Source organism: Streptomyces kryoterrae, assembly GCF_054072135.1.
Window position 1 is genome coordinate 9042713 of the sequence record NZ_CM133358.1, and the last position, 19936, is coordinate 9062648.

Consider the following 19936-nt stretch of genomic DNA (forward strand, 5'->3'; position numbering starts at 1 on the left):
TCCGAGAAAGGAAACACCCATGAGCACCACCCGAGGCGTCCACCGCGGCGCCGCGTTCGGTCTGATCGCCGCGCTCTCGCTCACCGCCTGCGGCGGGGGCGACGACAGCGACAGCAACCCGCTGACGGGCGACAGTGCCGGCAGCGGCAGCGGGAAATCCATTGTCGTCGGTTCGGCGAACTTCCCCGAGAACCAGCTGCTCGCCGAGATCTACGCCCAGGCGCTGGAGGCCAAGGGCCTGAAGGTGACCAGAAAGTTCGACATCGGCGCCCGCGAGGTCTACTACGACCAGGTCGTCAAGGGCGGCATCGGTGTCTTCCCGGAGTACAACGGCGCCCTGCTGTCGGTGGCGGTCGACAAGAACAGCACCGCCACCAGCACGGAGCAGGTCAACGCCGAGCTCAAGGCGAAGCTCCCCTCCTCGGTGGAGATCCTCGACTCCGCCGCGGCCGAGGACAAGGACTCGGTGACCGTCACCTCCGAGACCGCCGCCAAGTACAGCCTCAAGACCCTCGCCGACCTCAAGCCGGTCGCCAAGGACATGACGATCGGGGCCGGTTCCGAGTTCAAGACCCGCACCCAGGGCGGGGTCGGCCTGAAGACGGTCTACGGCGTCGAGTTCGGCAAGTTCCAGCCGCTGGACGCGGGCGCCCAGACCACCCTGGTGAAGCTGCTCAAGTCGAACGACGTGCAGGCCGCCAACCTCTACACCACCGACCCCGCCATCGTCGAGGACAAGCTGGTGGTGCTGGAGGACCCGAAGAACCTCTTCTCCTCGCAGAACATCACGCCCCTGGTCTACAAGTCGGCGGTCGACGACACGGCCAAGGCGGCGCTCAACGCCCTCTCGGCGAAGCTCACCACCGAGGACCTGCTGGAGATGATGAAGAAGCTCGTCAACGACAAGGAGGACTCCAGCGCCGTCGCCAAGGAGTGGCTGACGAGCACCGGTCTCGTGAGCTGACCCGGTTCCGCGCACACACCGTCCGCCCTCTCTCCCGCCCGGCACGCCGGGCAGGGGAGGGGGGACCGAACACGACCGTCCCGGGGAGCAGATGAGTGACGGCGCCGGCACCGGCACGGCCGCCCAGGCCGGTTCCTCCGCACGGCTGCACCAGCTCTTCGAGGGACGCCGGCTCACCCCGACACAGCGCCGCATCGCACACTGTCTGGTCCGTCAGGCGGCGGACGTGCCCTTCCTGTCGAGCGTGCAACTGGCCCATCTGGCAGGCGTCAGCCAGCCGTCGGTGACCCGGTTCGCGGTCGCCCTCGGCTTCGACGGGTACCCGGCGCTGCGCAGACATCTGCGGGAGGTCGCCCCCGCCGGTACGGAGCCGGAGGAGCAGTCGGCCAACCCGTACCAGCAGGCCGTACAGACCGAGATCGACAACCTGCGGCAACTGGCGTCCCTGCTCGCGGACCCCGGACCCGTGGAACGCGCGGGGCGGCTGCTGGCCGCCTCCCGGCCCCTGCCGGTGCTCGGGCTGCGCGCCTCCGCCGCCCAGGCGCGGGGGTTCGCCTACTTCACGGCCAAGGTCCATCCCGACGTACGGCTGCTCGACGAGGGCGGCTCGCTGCTCGCCGACCGGATCGACGCGGCCCGGCAGGCCGGTGCGAGCGCGCTCCTGTGCTTCGCGCTGCCGCGCCACCCGCGTGAGGTCCTCGATGCCCTCGACCATGCCCGTGACGCGGGGCTGACGGTGGTGACGATCGCCGACGGCACGTTCGCCCCGGTGGCCGCGCACAGCGATCTGCTGCTGCCGGCGGCCGTGGGCACCGGCCTGGTGTTCGACACCGTGAGCGCTCCGATGCTGCTGGGGCAGGTTCTGCTGGAGGCCATGTGCGACGCCCTGCCGGACGCGCAGGCCCACCTGGAGGAGTTCGACGCGCGGGCCGCGGCGCGGGGGCTGTTCGTCGAGTGAGCCCGCCCCCCTGTCCCCTGACCGGCCACCAAGAGAAGGTTCGCACCGGATGACACCCCGCACTGTCGACTCCAGCCCGCTCGGCGCCGCCACCACCCTCGCCGAACTCGCCGGCGACCCGCATCCGCGACTCGCGCTGCTCCGCGCCCTTGAACCCGTCTCCTGGCTGCCGGAGTTGAACGGCTGGCTGGTGACCCGGCGCGATCTCGCTCTGACCGTGATGCGCGACGCCGCGACCTTCACCGTCGACGACCCCCGCTTCTCCACCGCCCAGGTCGTCGGCCCCAGCATGCTCTCCCTCGACGGCGACCAGCACACCCGCCACCGTGAACCCTTCAACGCTCCCTTCCGCCCGAGGGCGGTACGTGAGGGCTTCACCGTCTGCATCGAACGCGAGACCGACCGGCTGATCACCGCGCTCCCGTCGACCGGCGCCGCCGACCTGCGGCGCGCCTTCGCCGGACCGCTCGCGGTCGCCGTGGTGACCGAGGCGCTCGGCCTCACCGGCACCACCGCTGACACGGTGCTCGCCTGGTACGACGCCATCGTGCGGTCGGTCTCCGACATCACCGCCGGACATACGGCGGGCCCCGCGGGCACCGACGCCTACGCGCGACTGAGGTCCGCCGTGGAAACCACCGTCGCCGACCGGGACAACGCCTCGCTCCTCGTCGCCGCCGCCGGACGGCTGACCGTGCCCGAGGTGGCGTCCAATGTCGCCGTCCTGATGTTCGGGGGCATCGAGACCACCGAGGCGATGATCACCAACGCGCTGCTGCACCTGTTCCGGCACCCCGCCCAACTTGCCCTCGTCCGGGACGACTTCGACCTCCTGGACGGCGCGATCGAGGAGTCCCTGCGCCTCGAACCCGGCGCCGCGGTCGTGGACCGCTACGCCACCCGGGACACCGTCCTCGGCCCGGCCGCGATCCGCCGCGGCGACCTGGTCACCGTCTCCCTGACCGGCGCCAACCGCGACCCCGCAGTCTTCCCCGACCCCGACCGGTTCGACGTCCGCCGTGAGAACGCCCGCCTCCAACTGGCCTTCGCCCACGGCCCCCACCACTGCCTCGCCGCGCACCTCGCCCGCCTGGAGACCCGCATCGCCCTCCACCGCCTCCTCGAACGCCTGCCCGGCCTGCGCCTCGACCCGGACCACCCCGCCACTGTGCGGGGCCTGGTCTTCCGCAAGCCGTCAGCTGTGCGTGTGCTGTGGGACGCTCCCGCCTGACGAGGGGTGTTCTGTGGTCACCGGCCGGGGGAGTAGCCGGGCCGGCCATCAGGATCCAACAGAGTCCGACAAGAATCTTGCTTCGGCTGTGTTCGAAGTCCTAGGGTGAGCCTGGCTCGGCAGCTCCCACTGTCACCAGCAGTTGTGTGCTGAATCAATACCAACTCCTGCACCGCCTCGGTGAGTTGAGCCGTCACCGATGACCAAAGCGCTGCCGGATTCCGGGTCGATTGTCAACAGTAACGAACACGATCTGACGCACCCTCGGTCCGTGCAGCGCACTGTCGTACCGAGGAAGGCCACGGTCATGCCGCACCCCCACGAGTTCGCCGTCAGCCGCCGCCGTCTTCTGGAGGGCGGAGCCGCCGTCCTCGGCGCGCTCGCCCTGTCCGGACCGGCCGCCGCCCACCGGGCCGCCGCCGCGGACGCGTCGGACGCCACCCCCGAGTGGAACGGCCACATCGACGTCTTCCGCGTCGGCACCGAACCCGCGCACACCACGCTGATGCCGTACGCGACCCTCGCCCAGGCCCTCGCCGCCGACCGCACCCGCTCCCCGTACCGGCAGAGCCTCGACGGCACCTGGAGGTTCGCGTACGTCGACCGCCCCGACGACCGGGACACCGACTTCTACCGCACCGACCTCGACGACCGCGCCTGGGACACCATCCCCGTCCCCTCCGCCTGGCAGCTGCACGGGTACGACAGCCCGATCTACATCAACAGCGACTACCCCTGGTGGGGCGCCAACGGCCGGGGCGAGGAGGCACAGCCGCCGGCCGCCCCGACGGTCCACAACCCCGTGGGCCAGTACCGCCGCACCTTCACCCTTCCGCGCGACTGGTCGGGACGCCGGACGTTCCTCCACTTCGAGGGCGTCAAGTCGGCCCACTACGTATGGATCAACGGCACGCTGGTCGGCTACCACGAGGACTCCTACGACCCCTCCGAGTACGACATCACCCCGCACCTGAAGCCGGGCACCAACCAGATAGCCGTGGAGGTCTACCGCTACTCCGACGGCGACTGGCTGGAGGACCAGGACATGATCCGGCTGAGCGGCATCTTCCGCTCGGTCTACCTCTACTCCACCCCGGCCGTGCGCCTGCGCGACTTCCGGCTCGACACCCCGCTGAGCGACGACTACTCGGCGGCCGAACTGTCGGTCACCGCGAACGTGCGCGACTACGGCGGCAAGGGCGCCGGTCAGTACTCCGTCGAGACCCAGCTGTACGACGCGGGCGGGCACCCGGTGTGGTCGCGTCCGCTCCAGCAGACCGTCGCACTCGGCGCCGGCGAGGAGAAGTCCGTACAGGCCGCGAAGGCCGTGCCCGCGCCGCGTCTGTGGTCGGCCGAACACCCCGACCTCTACACCGCCGTGCTCCGCCTGCGCGACCCCGCAGGCAAGGTGATCGAGACCCTCTCCCACCGGGTCGGCCTGCGCGAGTTCGCCCTCAAGGACGGGCTGATGCGCATCAACGGCAAGCCGGTCTCCCTCCGGGGCACCAACCGGCACGAGATGCACCCCGTCCACGGCTCGGCCCTCACCCGCGCGGACATGGTCGAGGACATCGGCATCATCAAACGGCTCAACATCAACACCGTCCGCACCTCGCACTACCCGAACAACCCGCTGTGGCTGGAACTCGCCGACGAGTACGGCCTGTACCTCGTGGACGAGACCAACCTCGAAACCCACGGCGTCCGGGGCGAGTACCCCGGAAACCACTCCGAGTGGACCACGGCGTGCGTGGCCCGCGCCCAGAACATGGTCCACCGCGACAAGAACCACGCCTCCGTCGTCATCTGGTCGCTCGGCAACGAGGCGGGTGGCGGCAGCACGTTCAACGCCATGCACGACTGGATCCGCTCCTACGACACCACCCGGGTCATCCAGTACGAGGGCGACGACCGCCCCGGGATCAGCGACATCCGCTCCGAGATGTACGACAGTCCCGCCCGCGTCGAGCAACGGGCCAAGGACACCAACGACACCCGGCCGTACGTGATGATCGAGTACTCCCACGGCATGGGGAACTCCAACGGGAACTTCAAGAAGTACTGGGATCTCGTCCGCCGCTACCCCGTCCTGCAGGGCGGCTGGATCTGGGACTTCGTCGACCAGGCCCTCGCCTGGCCCACCCCGACGCGCAAGCTGCTCACCGAGACCGGGCCCACCGCGCTCCAGGGCGAGATCATCGCCCCCGCCGGCACCTTCACCCGCGACAAGGGCCTTTCCGGTGGCACCGTCTTCGCCCGCGACGAGAGCCTCGACCTCACCGGCTCCCTGACGCTGGAGGCGTGGATCACCCCGCACTTCCTCGGCTACCACCAGCCCGTCATCGCCAAGGGCGACACCCAGTACGCCCTGAAGCAGTCGGACAGGGGCCTGGAGTTCTTCATCTACGGCGGCGGCCAGTGGATCAGCGCGTACTGGTCGCTGCCCGACGACTGGACCGGTACGGAGCACCACATCGCCGGTGTCTTCGACGCGACGGCGGGCACACTCACCCTCCACGTCGACGGCGTGGCGCGAGCCACCAGGACCACCACCCGGCGGCCCGACAACAACACCGCGTCCCTCTCCCTGGCCACCGACATCGACAACCCCACCCGGGAGTTCAGCGGCAGCATCCGCCGGGCCCGTGTCTACGCCCGAGCGCTGAGCGCCACCGAGCTGGCCTCCGAGAGCCGTGGCCCCGGCGACGACGGCGTACGGTTCTGGTTCGACGCCGGCACCGTCGGACTCACCGAGAAGCGGCCCCGCGACCGGACGTTCTACGCCTACGGCGGCGACTGGGGCGACAACCCCAACGACGGGGCCTTCTCCGGGGACGGCATCATCACCGCCGACCGCGGACTGACCGGCAAGTCCGCCGAGGTCAAGCGGATCTACCAGGCGGTGCAGGTCACTTCGGGTACGACGCCGGGCGCGGTCACCCTCACCAACGAGTACCTCTTCACCAACCTCCGTGAACTCGCCGGACGTTGGGAACTGGTCGCCGACGGAAGGGTGGTCCGGCGCGGCAAGCTGACCCGCGCCCAGCTGGACGTGCCGCCGCTGTCCACGAAGGACATCACCGTGCCCTTCGAACTGCCGGACGACCCGGCGCCGGGCGCGGAGTACTTCCTCCAACTGTCCTTCACCACCAGGGAGAGCACGAAGTGGGCCAAGGCCGGCTTCGAGGTGGCCCGGCAGCAACTCGCCCTCGACGCGGGCAGCCCCGCCGTCACGCCCACGCCGCTGAGCAGCGTCCCGGCGCTCCGCCACGAGGACGGCGACGCGTCGGTCACCGTCAAGGGCAAGGGCTTCTCGGTCACCGTCGACAAGGCGACCGGCGCCATCACCTCGTACAGGGCGGGCGGTGCCCAGCTGATCGCCTCCGGGCCCACCCCGAACTTCTGGCGGGCGCCCACCGACAACGACCGGGGCAACGGCCAGCACACCCGCAACCAGACCTGGCGCGACGCGGGCACGCGGCGGGCGGTGACCGGCGTGAGCGTCCGTGCCCTGCGGGACCGGGCCGTCGAGATCGAGGTCGCCGGCACACTGCCGACGACGCCGGTATCGACGTACACCACCACCTACACCGTCTTCGGCAACGGTGAGATCAGGGTCGACAACACCCTGCACCCGGGGGCGAGTTCACTGCCGTACATCCCGGAGGTCGGCAACCTGCTCCTGCTGCCCGGCCGCCTGGACCGGCTGCACTACTACGGCCGCGGCCCCGAGGAGAACCACTGGGACCGCAACAACTCCACCGACGTGGGCCTCTACTCCGGCACCGTCGACGAGCAGTGGAGCGGCTACCTGCGCCCGCAGGAGAACGGCAACAAGACCGACGTCCGCTGGATCGCCCTCACTGACCGCCGGGGCGCCGGCCTGCTGGTCTCCGCCGAACCGCTGCTGGAGGTCAACGCCTCGCACTTCACGCCGGAGGACCTGTCCGTCGGGGCCCGCCACGACTACCAGCTCACCCCGCGCGACGAGGTCGTCCTGCGCCTGAGCCACCGCCAGATGGGCGTCGGCGGCGACAACAGCTGGGGCGCGCACACCCACGACGAGTACAAGCTGTTCGCCAACCGCGACTACGCGTACAGCTACCGGCTGCGCCCCCTGACGGACGTCGACGAGGCGATGGCGGCCTCGCGGCGGCCCACGGCCGGGGAGTCCGCCGGATAACAGCGGGAGCATGGTCGCGAGGGCGTCACCCTTCGTCGGGGTGGCGCCCTCGCCCGGTTCTTCGGCCGGACAGGCGAGGTACCGGGCCATAGTGATCGTGTCGCGCGGCACCGGTCAGTCGGGCCGGGCCCGCAGGCTGCTCTCAGGAACATCCCCTGCCGGCCGTCATCTTCCTCAGCTGCTTCGGCCTGGCCTCGGCGGGCATCCGGCTCGACGTCCTGACCGCCGGCTGTCCGAGTCCTGGCGTCGGACTTCCCGGTGATCGACCGACTCCCCGGGTACGACAACGCCTTCGCGGCCACCGGTCACGGCATGCTCGACGTCACCCTGGCCCCCGCCACCGAACCGGAACCCTTGTCACCGCTTTCGCCAGCTGTGGGGGGCGTCGAAGGGCTGGGGGTGCCAGGAGGAGGTGGGGTGCGAGCTGTCGGGCCCGCCGACGCGAAGTGCGAGGGCGCTGCGGCTGAGGAGCAGGACGGTGAGGGCGGCCAGTTCCTCGACCGTGGCCTTGCCCTTTTCGATGCGCAGTCCGGGAGTGGTCATGTGAACCTCCGTCACTGAGGGGGGTTGCCGTGTTTGCGGGCAGGGCGATCGGCGTGCTTGGTCTGCAGCATCGCGAGCGACCTGATGAGCACCGAGCGGGTCTCGGCCGGGTCGATGACGTCGTCGACCAGACCGCGCTCGGCGGCGTAGTAGGGGTGCATCAGCTCGGACTTGTAGGCCTTGACCAGCTCGGTACGGGTGGCCTCGGGGTCGTCTGCGTCCGCGATCTGGCGTCGGAAGATGACGTTGGCGGCACCTTCGGCGCCCATCACGGCGATCTCGTTCGTCGGCCAGGCGTAGGTGAGGTCGGCGCCGATGGACTGGCTGTCCATGACGATGTACGCGCCTCCGTACGCCTTGCGCAGGATCAGCGAGATCCTCGGAACGGTCGCGTTGCAGTAGGCGTAGAGCAGCTTCGCGCCGTGCCGGATGATTCCGCCGTGCTCCTGGTCGACGCCCGGCAGGAAGCCGGGGACATCCAGCAGCGTGACGATCGGAATACTGAACGCGTCGCAGAGCTGGACGAAACGTGCGCCCTTTTCCGATGCTTCGATGTCGAGGACGCCGGCGAGGGTCTGGGGCTGGTTGGCGACGATGCCGACGACCTGGCCGCCGAGGCGGCCGAGTGCGCAGATGATGTTGCGGGCCCAGCGTTCGTGGATCTCGAGGTAGTCGCCGTCGTCGACGAGTTCCTCGATGACCTTGGTCATGTCGTAGGGGCGGTTGCCGTCGGCGGGGACGAGGTCGAGCAGGATGTCGCCGCGGCGGTCGGCGGGGTCCTCGGAGTCGACGCGCGGGGGGTTCTCGCGGTTGTTCTGGGGGAGCATCGCGAGGAGGTAGCGGACCTCGGCGATGCAGGTCTCCTCGTCGTCGTAGGCGAAGTGGGCGACGCCGCTGGTCTCGGCGTGGACGTCGGCGCCGCCGAGGCCGTTCTGGGTGATCTCCTCGCCGGTGACCGCCTTGACGACGTCGGGGCCGGTGATGAACATCTGTGAGGTCTCGCGGACCATGAAGACGAAGTCGGTGAGGGCGGGGCTGTAGGCCGCGCCGCCGGCGCACGGGCCGAGCATCACGCTGATCTGCGGGATGACGCCGGAGGCCCTGGTGTTGCGCTGGAAGATGCCGCCGTATCCGGCCAGGGCGCTGACGCCCTCCTGGATACGGGCGCCGGCGCCGTCGTTGAGCGACACCAGCGGGGCCCCGGCCGCGATGGCCATGTCCATGATCTTGTGGATCTTCGTGGCGTGGGCCTCGCCCAGCGCGCCGCCGAAGATACGGAAGTCATGGGCGTACACGAAGACCGTACGGCCCTCCACCGTGCCCCAGCCGGTGATCACACCGTCGGTGAACGGCCGCTTGGCCTCCAGACCGAACCCGGTCGCCCGATGCCGGCGCAACTGCTCGACCTCGTTGAACGAGCCCTCGTCGAGGAGCAGGCCGACGCGCTCCCGGGCGGTCAGCTTGCCCTTGGCCTTCTGTGCGGCGGTGGCCTTCTCACTGGGGCCGGCGAGGACCCGCTGCCGTAACCCGGCCAGCTCCGCGACTTGGGACTTCATCTCTCTCCCTGACGGTTGGCGTCACCGGTCCGCCGTAGGAGGGGCTGACCGGCTCATACGATGCGGTGTCAGCGGCCGAGTGCGCGCAAGCTGTTGATCTGCAGGAACGCGAACCCGGCGACGACGGCCGCCTGGAGGGGGATCCACACCGTGCCGACCGTGTTCGGGTCGAACCAGCCGAACAGGACGGTGACGACGCTCGCGACCGCCCACAGCAGGTTGGCCTCGATGACCACCTTGGTGGCGGTGGCCGACGGGACCGGGCGGGACGCGAGGAGGGCTACGAGACCGCCGTACACGGTGAGGAACACGCCGATGCCGCGCAGGAGGCCGGGGGAGAGGTCGAGCAGATCGCCGACCGGGCCGGCGGCGACCAGGTAGATCAGGCCGTTCACGGCGGTGACGGCGGCGTCGAGCGCGAGGAAGACACGCAGGGGGCGGGCCGCGGCCGTGCGGCCGGCCGCGACAGTGGAGGGTGCCGAGGTCTGGCTCGTGGTCATGGAATCTCCCGGTGGATGTGGGAAGTCATTGACTGCTTCCCTTGCCATCGTCGCAATCCGGGCTGACCTGACACTGACGGCGGGCTTATACGGATGAAGGCCGGAGAACAAGAGGGGTCGCAAAAGCTCGTAAAGGCCTGTGAACGGGTTTGTGTGTCACGGGCCGCATTATGGAGCGGAAGGTGGAACGCTCAGGCCATTTGGAGAGCGAACGAAGATGTTTCTCCGGACCCCAGTAACGGGTCGTGGGAAAGGATCGCGTGTTCCACTCGGCGCAGCGCGGGCGACGGCTCGATTCCGAGTTCGTCCGCGAGGTGCTGCCACATGAGGCGATAGACATGCAGGGCGTCCGCCTGGCGGCCGGAACGGTAGAGGGCGATCATCAGCTGTTCGCAGAAGCGTTCCCGGAGAGGGTGGTTGCCGTGCGCCTCGTGGAGTTCGGCGAGGATGGCGGAGTGGTGGCCCAGGCGCAGCTCGGCGTCGAAGCGAAGCTCCATGGCGCGCATGCGGTACTCCTCGTAGCGGGCGCAGGCCAGCTGGCAGAGCGTGCCGCCGGTGAAGTCGCCGAACACCGGGCCGCGCCACATGGCCAGGGCGGTGCCGAGGAGCTTCGCGGTGGCCGCCGGATCCGTCTCGGAAGTGACCTCGGCCTGGCGGACCGCCTTGATGAACTCGGCGCCGTCGAGTTCGCCCTCGTGGAGGGTGAGCCGGTAGCCGGAGGGGTGAATGGTCACCCGGGGCACGGTCCGGTCGGGTTCCAGGTTCTTCAGTTTGCGGCGAAGCCGGCTGATGTGGGCCTGTAACGCGTTGGCCTGGTTGTCGGGTGCGGAGTCGCCCCACATCTCCTCGACGAGACTCTCGCCGGAGATGGACTGCCCCTCGTTGACCAGCAGGGTCTGGACCAGTGTTCTTTGGAGATCGCCGGAGATCTCCGCAGGGCCCGACACGGTACGGATCTGCAGTGCGCCGAGAATAGAGAAGCTCAACATGCCGTTTCCCCCTTGGTGGCCGGTGCGGTGTGAACGGCGGATCGCAGCGGGGGGTCGTCGGGCCGTCGCCCCGCGGGGTGCCGTGGGCGGGGGCGGCAGTTGGCGATCTCCGGGGCGCGTCGTGCGGCGCGGTCTCGGAGCTTCCTCCCGTGCTGGATCCTCTCACAAAATAATTCGTTTGAGAAGGTATTTTTTCTCGAAGTGGCGCGTGGTGCAAGCGGGAGGTGCCGTGACCTGGGGTGGGCACACGTCGCACCCCGGCGGGCCACGTCCCTTGGCGGCCGCCGGGGTGCTCGCTCCGCCGGGGAGGGGGGCTGCCCGGCGGATCCGATGAACAGCTGTCATCGGAATGACTTTCGCGGAGAGGGCAGGATTCGAACCTGCGTGAGCCTTCCGACTCGACCTCGAACACTTCTCTCGGTCCCCGATCAACCACTCCGGGCACCTCTCCAGACAACGGCCGCACCAACCGGCCATCGACGCGGAGAGGGCAGGATTCGAACCTGCGTGGGCCAATGAAGACCCGACCTCGAGACAAGCTCTACGATCCCCGATCAACCACTCCGGGCACCTCTCCATGTTCCCGGCTTCCGGTTTCCCGTGCCGTTCACGAGAACAACATTGCCAGGGGGCGCTGATAAAGCGCTGACATGTCTCTGACGGTGGAGAGGAATTCACTTCTGCTCTTCCCCTTGACGGTACGTGGGTGCTGTACTCGCAACGACCGAAACAGCTTCCGAAAGGGGTACGGGCATGCCCGCGACCGTTACGGACAACCCGATTCTCAGGGCGGTCCGAAGTCACACACAGAGCGAGAATCCCAGTGCGTTTCTGGCGCTCAACAGCGGAAACAGCGCTTTCACCCTGCCCGGCCGGGACGGTGTCGTCGTCTACCGCCGTACCGGCCGGTACGCCGTCCAGCTCGGCGGCCCCTTCGCCGCCGAGGAGGACTACGACGGGCTCCTCGACGGCTTCCGCCGGTACGTGCGGGACGAGGGGCTGAACCTCGTCGGCGTGCAACTTCAGCGCGCCGACGCCGAGCGGTACGCGCGGCGCGGGTTCACCGTCAACCAGATCGGCGCCTCGTGGGCCGTCCGGCTGCCCGACTTCTCGCTGCGCGGCAGCCGCTTCATGCAGCTGCGCAACAAGATCTCGCGGGCGCACCGCAACGGCCTGCGGATCCAGGAGGTGGCGGCCGAGGACTGGCAGGACGCGATCGCGGCGATCGACGAGGCCTGGCTCGGCGCCAAGGGAGGTGCGCAGGCCCTGGAGTTCCTGGTGGGGCAGATCGGCGGGCAGGTGCAGTCCGAGCGCCGGCTGTTCGCCGGGACCATCGAGGGAGCGCCGGTCGCGTACATCTCGTACTCGCCCGTCTACGGCGGCCGGGCCGGCTGGATGCACGACCTGAGCCGGCGGATACCGGACGGCTCGCCGGGGCTGATGGAGGCCATCAACGCGCACGCCATCGAGGTGTTCCGGGCCGAGGGCGTCGAGTGGCTGCACTTCGGATTCACCCCCTTCACGGGGCTGGACGGGGGGCACGAACTCGAAGGCCACAGCCCGGCGTTCCAGTGGCTGATGCACGCCCTGTGGGCCGAGGGCGCGGCGCTCTACCCGGCGCAGACCCAGCTCTCGTACAAGCAGAAGTGGGCCCCCGACGAGACGATCCCGGAATACGTCGCCTTCGACGGCCCACAGGCCTCGCTGCCCGGCTTCGCGCACATCTTCCGTGCCTGCAACGCCTTCTGACGAGCCGTCAACACATCGTTCCTGAAAGGGAGTTGAGAGCAGTGAGTGACAGCGAAGAGACCGCCACCCTCCAGCACGCGATGGTCGAGCAGCTCATGGCCGTCATCGGCGCCCCCGACGACGAGGATGTCGCCCGGGCCGCCGACGACGTGGTCCGGGCGCTGGACGTCCGTCTGCGGGAAGCACCGGCCCCGGCCTGACCGGCCGGCCGGCCCGACCGATCGGTCCGCCACGGAGCGGGACCGATCGGCCAGGTGACCGATCAGCCCAGTATCAGTGCCACATCAGCGTGGCACGGAACTCTGGACACATGTTCGCCCAGGGCCCCGGGCGGTGAGGTACCGCACGGTGCTCCAGTGGTCCGGGCCCGCCGGGCGGACACCACCCCGCGCCGGGACCGCCCGCGGGAGCACCCGTCGACCCGTGGTGCCCGCATGTCTGCCGGGCAGCGACGCCGCCCGCTCCGGGCACTTCTCCCAAGGAGAGCAACGTATGCAGCGTCCGCACGTCCAAGAAGCCGAAGCCACCGTCGCCGACCAGCGGCGCACCGGCGCCTCGGCGACCTTCTCCGAGCTGCTCAAACGAGTCAAGGCGGAGGGCCTCCTCGATCTCGACCCCCGCTACTACACAGGCCGGCTGGTACTCAACACCACGCTGCTGCTGATCGGATTCGCCGCGTTCTTCGCCCTGGGCGACTCGTGGTGGCAGCTCCTGACGGCCCTGTGGATGGGCCTGTGCGGGGGGCAGTCCGCCTTCATGTGGCACGACGCCGGGCACAAGGCCATGTTCCGCAACAAGAAGGCCGCCTCGGCCGTCGGCTACTTCCACGCCGATTTCGTCAACGGGGTCAGCTTCGGCTGGTGGGTCAACCACCACAACCGGCACCACAGCAACCCCAACCACCTGGACATGGACCCGGACATCGGCCGGCGCACCGCGATCTTCGCCATCAGGCAGTACCCCAGCCGCACCGCCGTACAGAAGTTCGTGGTGCGTCACCAGAGCGTGCTGTTCTTCGTGCTGCTGGTCCTGGAGTCCTACAAGATGCACAAGCAGGCGGTCCAGTCGATCGCCCGGGGCGAGACCAAGCGGCCCGTGCTGGAGTCGTTCCTGCTCGTGCTGCGCGCCGCGATCTATCTGACCCTTGTGTTCACCGTGCTGTCCCCGGCGCTCGCGATCGCCTTCGTCCTGGTCCAACAGGCCACCCTGGGCGTCTACTTCGGGATGATCTTCGCACCGAACCACAAGGGCATGGAGGTCCGCGACGGCGAGGAGGAGACCCTCGACTGGCTGGAGCGACAGGTCCTCACCTCCCGCAACATCCGCCCGTCCCTGCTCATCGACTTCCTCTACGGCGGTCTCAACTACCAGGTCGAGCACCATCTCTTCCCGGCCATGCCGCAGAAGAACCTGCCCCGGGCCCGCGAACTCACCCGCGACTACTGCGCCGAGCGCGGGGTGCCCTACCACGAGGTCGGCTTCTGGGCCTCGTACCGAGAGGTCGCCTCGTTCCTGCACGAGGTCAGCGCGCCCGCACGGCGTGGTGACGTGGACGAACGCATCCGGCAGGAGTCCGGCAGCGCGGCCTGACCCCGCACCGACCCGTAATCCCCTTCCCGTACGACAGCCCCGGCCCCCGGGCCGCACGCCCGGGTCCACCGGTGCCCCGGGCGGTTCCCCTTCCTAGGAGCTCGCCCATGTTGGAGACCGCCAAGGCGGTGAGCGGAGGAGTCTCCGCTCCCGCCTCGATCGGGGCCCGCCTCGACCGTATGCCGATCACCCCGACCCATCGCAGACTCACCCTGGTCGTCGGGGTCGGTCTGCTCTTCGACACCTTCGAGAACAACCTGTCGGGCACCATCGCCAAGGTGCTGCAGAGCGACTTCGGCTTCGGCACCAGCGAGCTCAAACTGGTGCTGGCCTCCGCGTTCATCGGCCAGTTCTTCGGGTCGCTGCTGCTCGGCAGGATCGCCGACCGGTACGGTCGCCGCCGGGCCTTCCTGGTCAACCTGGCGATCTACTCGGCCTTCTCGCTGCTCGGCGCCTTCTCGCCCAACGCGGCCTGGCTGATCGCGACCCGCTTCCTGGCCGGCGTCGGTATCGGCGCCGAACAGACCCTCTCCGACACCTATCTGGCCGACGTGCTGCCCGCCGCCAGGCGAGGCCGGTTCATCGCCTGGGCCTACACCCTCGCCTTCTGCGGGGTGCCCGCCGTGGGCTTCGCGGCCCTGTGGCTCGTACCGTTGTCACCGCTGGGCGTGGACGGCTGGCGGTGGCTCTTCGTCGCCGGCTCGCTGGGGTCCGCGGTGGTGTGGATTCTGCGTCGGCGGCTGATCGAGTCGCCGCGCTGGCTGGCGTCGGCCGGCCGCGGGGCGGAGGCCGAGCTGCTGGTGTCCCGGATGGAGGCCGAGGTGCCGGCCGGCACACCGGCGGCCCTGGCGGGCGGCTACGCACCCGGAGAAGCCGGGGACGCCTCCCGAGCCCGGTTGCGCGATGTGCTGAAACCCGGGCTGCGGCGCCGGACGCTGATGCTGTGGATCTTCTGTGCGCTCTCCGTCGTCGGCTACTACGGCTTCGGCGCACTCGCGCCGCAGATCCTCGCCGCCAAGGGGTACGGCATCGTCGCGGGCCTGGGCTACACCGCCCTGTCGTTTCTCGGTTACCCCATCGGCTCGGCGCTGTCGATCCCCGTGATCGACCGGGTCGAACGCAAGACGCTGGTCGCGGTCTCGGCCGCCGCGATGGCGGGGGCCGGCCTGGGCTTCGCCCACGCCGGCTCCGCCGCCCTCGTCGTGGTGTTCGGCTGCGTCTACACCCTGTGCAGCAACATCTTCTCCAGCGTGTCGCACGTCTACCTCTCCGAGCAGTACCCGACCGCCATCCGCGCCACCGCGTCGGGTGCCGCGTACTCGCTCTCCAAACTCAGTGCCGCCGCACTGCCGTTCGTGCTGCTGCCCGTCCTGCAGGCGTACGGTCCCGGCGCCCTGTTCGCCGTCATCGCCGCCGCGATGGCCGTACTCACCGTCACGGTCCTCGCACTGGGGGACCGCACCACCGGCACCTCGGTCGACGGTGCGCGGTCGCGGTGAAGAGCCACGAACGGATTCCTGAACCCCCGACAGGACCAAGGAGTTTCGGATGACCTATGTCATAGCCCTGCCGTGTGTCGATGTGCAGGACAGGTCCTGCATCGACGAATGCCCCGTGGACTGCATCTACGAGGGCCGGCGCGCCCTCTACATCCAGCCCGACGAATGCGTGGACTGCGGAGCCTGTGAACCCGTGTGTCCCGTCGAGGCCATCTGCTTCGAGGACGACATCCCCGCGGAGTGGGGTGACCACCGTGCGTCCAACGCCGACTTCTTCGCCGAGCTCGGTTCGCCGGGCGGCGCCACCGCACTCGGCGCCCTCGACCACGACTCACCGCTGGTCCGTGCGCTGCCGCAGGCGGTGACCCGGTCATGAGCGGACTGCTCGCGGGCAAGCGTGTTCTGGTGACCGGCGTGGTCACGGAGTCGTCCATCGCCTTCCACGTCGCGCGGATCGCGCAGGAGGAGGGCGCCGAGATCGTGCTGACCGGTTTCGGCAGGCTCTCCCTCATCGAACGCGTCGCCGCCCGGCTGCCCAAGCCGGCCCCGGTGATCGAGCTGGACGTCACCGACCAGGAGCACCTGGACCGGCTGGCCGACCAGGTGCGCGACCATGTCGACGGCCTCGACGGGATCGTGCACTCCATCGCGTACGGGCCGCGGGGCGCCTTCAGCTTCCTCGACGGTGACTGGGCGGACGTCTCGACCGCCGTACACGTGTCCGCGTACTCCCTCAAGTCGCTCACCACCGCCTGCCTTCCGCTCATGGAGCGGCGCGGTGGCTCGGTGGTCGGGCTCACCTTCGACGCGAAGGTCGCCTGGCCGCACTACGACTGGATGGGCGTGGCCAAGGCCGCCCTGGAGTCGACCAGCCGCTACCTCGCCCGCGACCTGGGGCCGTCCGGCATCCGCTGCAACCTCGTCGCCGCCGGGCCGCTGCGCTCCATGGCGGCCAAGTCCATCCCGGGCTTCTCGGAGCTCGCGGACCTCTGGCCCGACCGGGCCCCCATCGGCTGGGACCTCACGGACCCGGAGCCCGCGGCGCGCGGTGTGGCCGCACTCCTGTCGGACTTCTTCCCGCGCACCACCGGGGAGATCGTCCATGTGGACGGAGGGGTGCACATGACCGGCGCGTGAGCCCGGTCCACGAGACATGTGACAGGGGCGGGAGCCGGGGTGTGGACCCCGGCTCCCGCCCCTGTCACATGTCGCTGTCTGTGCCCCTGGGCGTCGACCCTGTCGTCCTAGTCGGGGCTGGTCCTCCCGCCCGGCAGAATGCGGCGGAAGCCGGTGTACGGCGTGAGGGCGCGGGGGAGCAGGACCGAACCGTCCGGCTGCTGGCCCTGTTCCAGGAGCGCCGCGACGGTGCGCCCGACGGGCAGCGCCGAGCCGTTGAGGGTGGCCACCGGGCGCTTGCGCCCGTCCGGCGTGCGGTGCCGGATGTCGGCCCGACGCGCCTGGAAGGTGCCGCAGTCGGACACCGAGGAGATCTCGCGGTAGGCGTCGATGCCCGGCAGCCACACCTCGATGTCGTACGTCATCCGTGCCGAGAAACCCAGATCGCCGGCCGGCAACAGGACGACACGGTACGAGAGTTCCAGGAGCCGCAGACACGTCTCGGCGTGCTCCACCATCAGTTCGAGCTCGGCCTGGGCGTCCTCGGGGGCGCACACGCGCACCAGCTCCACCTTCTCGAACTGGTGCAGGCGCAGAATGCCCCGGGTGTCCCGGCCGTACGCCCCGGCCTCCGCGCGGAAACAGGGCGTGCGGGCGGTGAAGGCGTAAGGCAGTTCTCGGGCGTCGACAAGCTGTCCCGCGAGCAGGTTGGTGAGCGGGACCTCGGCGGTGGGGATCAGGAACAGTTCACGATCGCCGACCTGGGTGCGGAACAGGTCCTCCTCGAATTTGGGCAGTTGGCCGGTTCCCGTCATGGTGTCCCGGCTGACGAGGAACGGCACGGAGTGCTCCGTGTAGCCGTGCTCCCGCGTGTGCAGATCGAGGAAGAAGTCGGCCAGGGCACGCTCCAGACGGGCCCCGGCACCCCGGGCGACGCTGAAGCGGGCACCGGAGAGCCGGGCCGCGGCCGGGGAGTCCAGGACGGCGAGCGACTCGCCGAGGTCGGAGTGGTGGCGGGCGCCGGCGGAGTCGCGCGGGGGCGGGCCGCCCCGGCGTATCTCCACCGCCTCCTTCTCGGAGTCGCCGTCCGGGACCGTGTCCAGAGGGATGTTGGGCACGGTGAGCAGCAGGTCGGTGAGGTCCTGGCTCGTGGTTCTGGCCGTCGCCTCGGCCCGCTGGACCTCGGCGCGCAGCGTGCGCGCCCGCTCCTTGGCCTCCTCGGAGGGCGGACCGGACCGGGCGCCACCGCGCGAGGCCCGGTTCAGCTCGGTCCGCAGCCGGGTCACCTCGGCCTGGGCCCCGGTCCGGCGGCTCAGGGCCTCGGACAGGGCGTCCAGATCGAGGACGTGGCGACGACGGGCCAGCCGCCGCACGGCGGCCGGCCCGTCGTCGAGCAGCTCACGTGGATCATGCATGGCGGTCTCCCGGGGAGGGTTCGAGGAGGCGGACGGCGGATACCGGTGTGCCGGCCGCCGTGTCGGGTCCGACCGTGGCAACGGTCGGGGCGACGGGGCCGGTGGTGGTGAGGTGACGGGTGCCGAGCCGTTGGTAGCGGTCGGGGTGGGTCCGGCGCAGCCGGGCCGCGTACGCCAGACCGCATACCGCCGTCGCCACCAGCAGCCACGGCAGCTTGGCGATCAGGGGATCGGGCGAACCGGTGAGCATGGCGAAATTGCCGGTCACCAGCCACACGGAGGCCACGAGGCCGGCGAGGCCGAGCACCGGTGCGACGATCTCCCGCCACAGGTGCGCCTTCGGCAGTTGGTGCCGGTGCCGCAGCCGCAGCCCGAGGACGGCCGCCGCGGCCAGCGCCTGGAGGACGACGATGCCCAGCGTGCCGAGGCCCAGCATGCTGGTGGTGAGATCCGCGTACGGGTCCAGGCCGGCGACCGCGAAGCCCCCGACCACCAGGGCCGTCAGCGCGCTCTGGGCCAGGCTCGCCCGGTGCGGGGAGCGGTGCCGGGGGTGCACGGCGCCCAGGGCCGAGGGCAGCAGCCCGTCCTCGGCGAGCACCTGGGCGTACCGGTTGGCGGCGCCGTGCAGGGCGAGGGTCGCGGCGAACAGGCTGGTGCAGAGCAGGATCTGGAGGCCGGTGCTCCCCGCGGTGCCGAGGAGGTCGTCGCCGAGCACGAAGAACAGGTCGCCCATCTGCGCGCTCGCCACCTCACGCACCTTGCCGGCACCGAGCGCACCGACCGTGAGCCAACTGGTGAGCGCGTAGAACACGGTGATCAGTACGACGGCGGCCCAGGTGGCCCGGGGGACACTGCGCGCCGGATCCCGTGCCTCCTTGCCGTACAGGGCGGCCGACTCGAAGCCGATGTAGGAGACGAACGCGAACATCAGTGCCACGCCCAGCCCGGGACCGGTGAACACGTGCGGCGCGAACGAGGCCGTGGGCAGCGCCGACAGACCGTGCCGGGCGAGGATCGCCACGTCCAGGGCGAGGAGCACGCCGATCTCGCCCGCCATCAGGAGGGCCAGCACCCGGACACTGATCGCGATCTCCCGGTAGCCGAGCACGGCGACCCCGGCCAGACCCACGGCTGCGCACCACTGCCAGGACACGGTGATGTCGTGAGCCGCCAGCACCAGTTGGGTGAAGTAGCCCAGCGCTCCGGCGAGGCCGATGGTGGCGCAGTTGTAGGCGAGCAGGGCGAGGTAGCCCGCGGCGACGGCGGGCGGGCGGCCCAGTCCGTCCGCCGTCGAGGCGTAGAAGCCGCCGGAGCCGCCGGTGCGGCGGGCGCTGACGGCGAACCCGACGGAGAAGCAGAACAGGATGACCCCGGCGAGGACGAAGGCGGCCGGGACGCCCGCGCCGTTGCCGAACGCGAAGGCGAGCGGCACCGTGCCGACCATCGCGGACAGCGGAGCGGCCGCCGCGACGATCAGGAAGAGGATGTGACGGGTGCCGAGCTGCCCCGGCCGGTCTTCCGTCGGAGGAGAACTGCTCTCGGGCATGGTGACTCCAGGTGGGGACAGGACGGACGGGGGAAGCGGAAAGCGCGCGCGAGAACGGAGCGCGCGGAGAACAGGAGGAAGCGGGTGCGGTCAGGAC

General features: G+C 70.0%; 16 protein-coding genes, 1 tRNA gene and 1 pseudogene. 10 read left to right on the top strand and 8 right to left on the bottom strand.

Features of this window, described 5'->3' with window-relative positions; translation table 11 throughout:
* The first annotated feature begins 19 nt into the window (after window positions 1-19).
* From ACW4TU_RS40250 to ACW4TU_RS40265, 4 genes are all read left to right on the top strand, one after another.
* Window positions 20-964 carry an ABC transporter substrate-binding protein gene (locus ACW4TU_RS40250; protein ID WP_457421669.1) on the top strand — a complete coding sequence of 315 codons (945 nt, stop codon included), beginning with the start codon at window positions 20-22 and terminating at the stop codon, window positions 962-964.
* A 91-nt stretch (window positions 965-1055) separates the two neighbouring features.
* Window positions 1056-1922: a MurR/RpiR family transcriptional regulator gene (locus ACW4TU_RS40255; RefSeq protein ID WP_457421671.1), complete on the top strand. Its 867-nt coding sequence runs from the start codon at window positions 1056-1058 to the stop codon at window positions 1920-1922.
* A gap of 49 nt (window positions 1923-1971) precedes the next feature.
* A complete protein-coding gene (locus tag ACW4TU_RS40260; protein ID WP_457421673.1) occupies window positions 1972-3153 on the top strand; it encodes a cytochrome P450 in 1182 nt (393 codons plus the stop codon).
* 307 nt (window positions 3154-3460) lie between these two features.
* The gene (locus ACW4TU_RS40265) at window positions 3461-7336 is read left to right on the top strand and encodes a glycoside hydrolase family 2 TIM barrel-domain containing protein (protein ID WP_457430559.1); all 3876 of its coding nucleotides are present in this window, start codon (window positions 3461-3463) and stop codon (window positions 7334-7336) included.
* A 357-nt stretch (window positions 7337-7693) separates the two neighbouring features.
* Here ACW4TU_RS40265 and ACW4TU_RS40270 read toward each other — a convergent pair whose 3' ends face one another.
* The 6 genes and pseudogenes from ACW4TU_RS40270 to ACW4TU_RS40295 all read right to left on the bottom strand — a co-directional run bounded on the left by ACW4TU_RS40270 (window position 7694) and on the right by ACW4TU_RS40295 (window position 11501).
* Complete coding sequence (locus ACW4TU_RS40270) at window positions 7694-7879, bottom strand: acyl-CoA carboxylase epsilon subunit (protein ID WP_457421675.1); 186 nt, start codon at window positions 7877-7879, stop codon at window positions 7694-7696.
* A gap of 11 nt (window positions 7880-7890) precedes the next feature.
* A complete protein-coding gene (locus tag ACW4TU_RS40275; RefSeq protein ID WP_457421677.1) occupies window positions 7891-9435 on the bottom strand; it encodes an acyl-CoA carboxylase subunit beta in 1545 nt (514 codons plus the stop codon).
* Window positions 9436-9503: 68 nt separating this feature from the next.
* Window positions 9504-9935: a hypothetical protein gene (locus ACW4TU_RS40280; RefSeq protein ID WP_457421679.1), complete on the bottom strand. Its 432-nt coding sequence runs from the start codon at window positions 9933-9935 to the stop codon at window positions 9504-9506.
* Window positions 9936-10126: 191 nt separating this feature from the next.
* Window positions 10127-10924, bottom strand: a complete 798-nt coding sequence (locus ACW4TU_RS40285; protein ID WP_457421681.1) for an AfsR/SARP family transcriptional regulator — start codon at window positions 10922-10924, stop codon at window positions 10127-10129.
* Window positions 10925-11283: 359 nt separating this feature from the next.
* Window positions 11284-11375: pseudogene (locus tag ACW4TU_RS40290) on the bottom strand.
* Between the two features lie 31 nt (window positions 11376-11406).
* Window positions 11407-11501: transfer RNA gene (locus tag ACW4TU_RS40295), tRNA-OTHER, on the bottom strand.
* Between the two features lie 176 nt (window positions 11502-11677).
* On the opposite strand from ACW4TU_RS40295, the gene ACW4TU_RS40300 reads away from it, so the two are divergent.
* The 6 genes from ACW4TU_RS40300 (at window position 11678) to fabI (ending at window position 16899) form a co-directional block, all read left to right on the top strand.
* A complete protein-coding gene (locus ACW4TU_RS40300; protein ID WP_457421683.1) occupies window positions 11678-12673 on the top strand; it encodes a DUF2156 domain-containing protein in 996 nt (331 codons plus the stop codon).
* A gap of 41 nt (window positions 12674-12714) precedes the next feature.
* The gene (locus tag ACW4TU_RS40305; RefSeq protein ID WP_457421685.1) at window positions 12715-12873 is read left to right on the top strand and encodes a hypothetical protein; all 159 of its coding nucleotides are present in this window, start codon (window positions 12715-12717) and stop codon (window positions 12871-12873) included.
* A gap of 292 nt (window positions 12874-13165) precedes the next feature.
* Entirely contained in the window at window positions 13166-14263 is a 1098-nt protein-coding gene (locus tag ACW4TU_RS40310) for a fatty acid desaturase family protein (protein WP_457421687.1), read from the top strand.
* A gap of 107 nt (window positions 14264-14370) precedes the next feature.
* Window positions 14371-15762 carry an MFS transporter gene (locus tag ACW4TU_RS40315; RefSeq protein WP_457421689.1) on the top strand — a complete coding sequence of 464 codons (1392 nt, stop codon included), beginning with the start codon at window positions 14371-14373 and terminating at the stop codon, window positions 15760-15762.
* A gap of 49 nt (window positions 15763-15811) precedes the next feature.
* Window positions 15812-16138 carry a ferredoxin gene (gene fdxA, locus ACW4TU_RS40320; protein WP_189148620.1) on the top strand — a complete coding sequence of 109 codons (327 nt, stop codon included), beginning with the start codon at window positions 15812-15814 and terminating at the stop codon, window positions 16136-16138.
* Complete coding sequence (fabI, locus tag ACW4TU_RS40325; protein ID WP_457421692.1) at window positions 16135-16899, top strand: enoyl-ACP reductase FabI; 765 nt, start codon at window positions 16135-16137, stop codon at window positions 16897-16899. Before fdxA ends, fabI begins: the two co-directional genes overlap by 4 nt.
* A gap of 107 nt (window positions 16900-17006) precedes the next feature.
* Here fabI and serS read toward each other — a convergent pair whose 3' ends face one another.
* Both serS and ACW4TU_RS40335 read right to left on the bottom strand, forming a co-directional pair.
* A complete protein-coding gene (serS, locus tag ACW4TU_RS40330; RefSeq protein WP_457421694.1) occupies window positions 17007-18293 on the bottom strand; it encodes a serine--tRNA ligase in 1287 nt (428 codons plus the stop codon).
* Window positions 18286-19839: an APC family permease gene (locus ACW4TU_RS40335; RefSeq protein WP_457421696.1), complete on the bottom strand. Its 1554-nt coding sequence runs from the start codon at window positions 19837-19839 to the stop codon at window positions 18286-18288. Before ACW4TU_RS40335 ends, serS begins: the two co-directional genes overlap by 8 nt.
* Window positions 19840-19936: the final 97 nt, after the last annotated feature.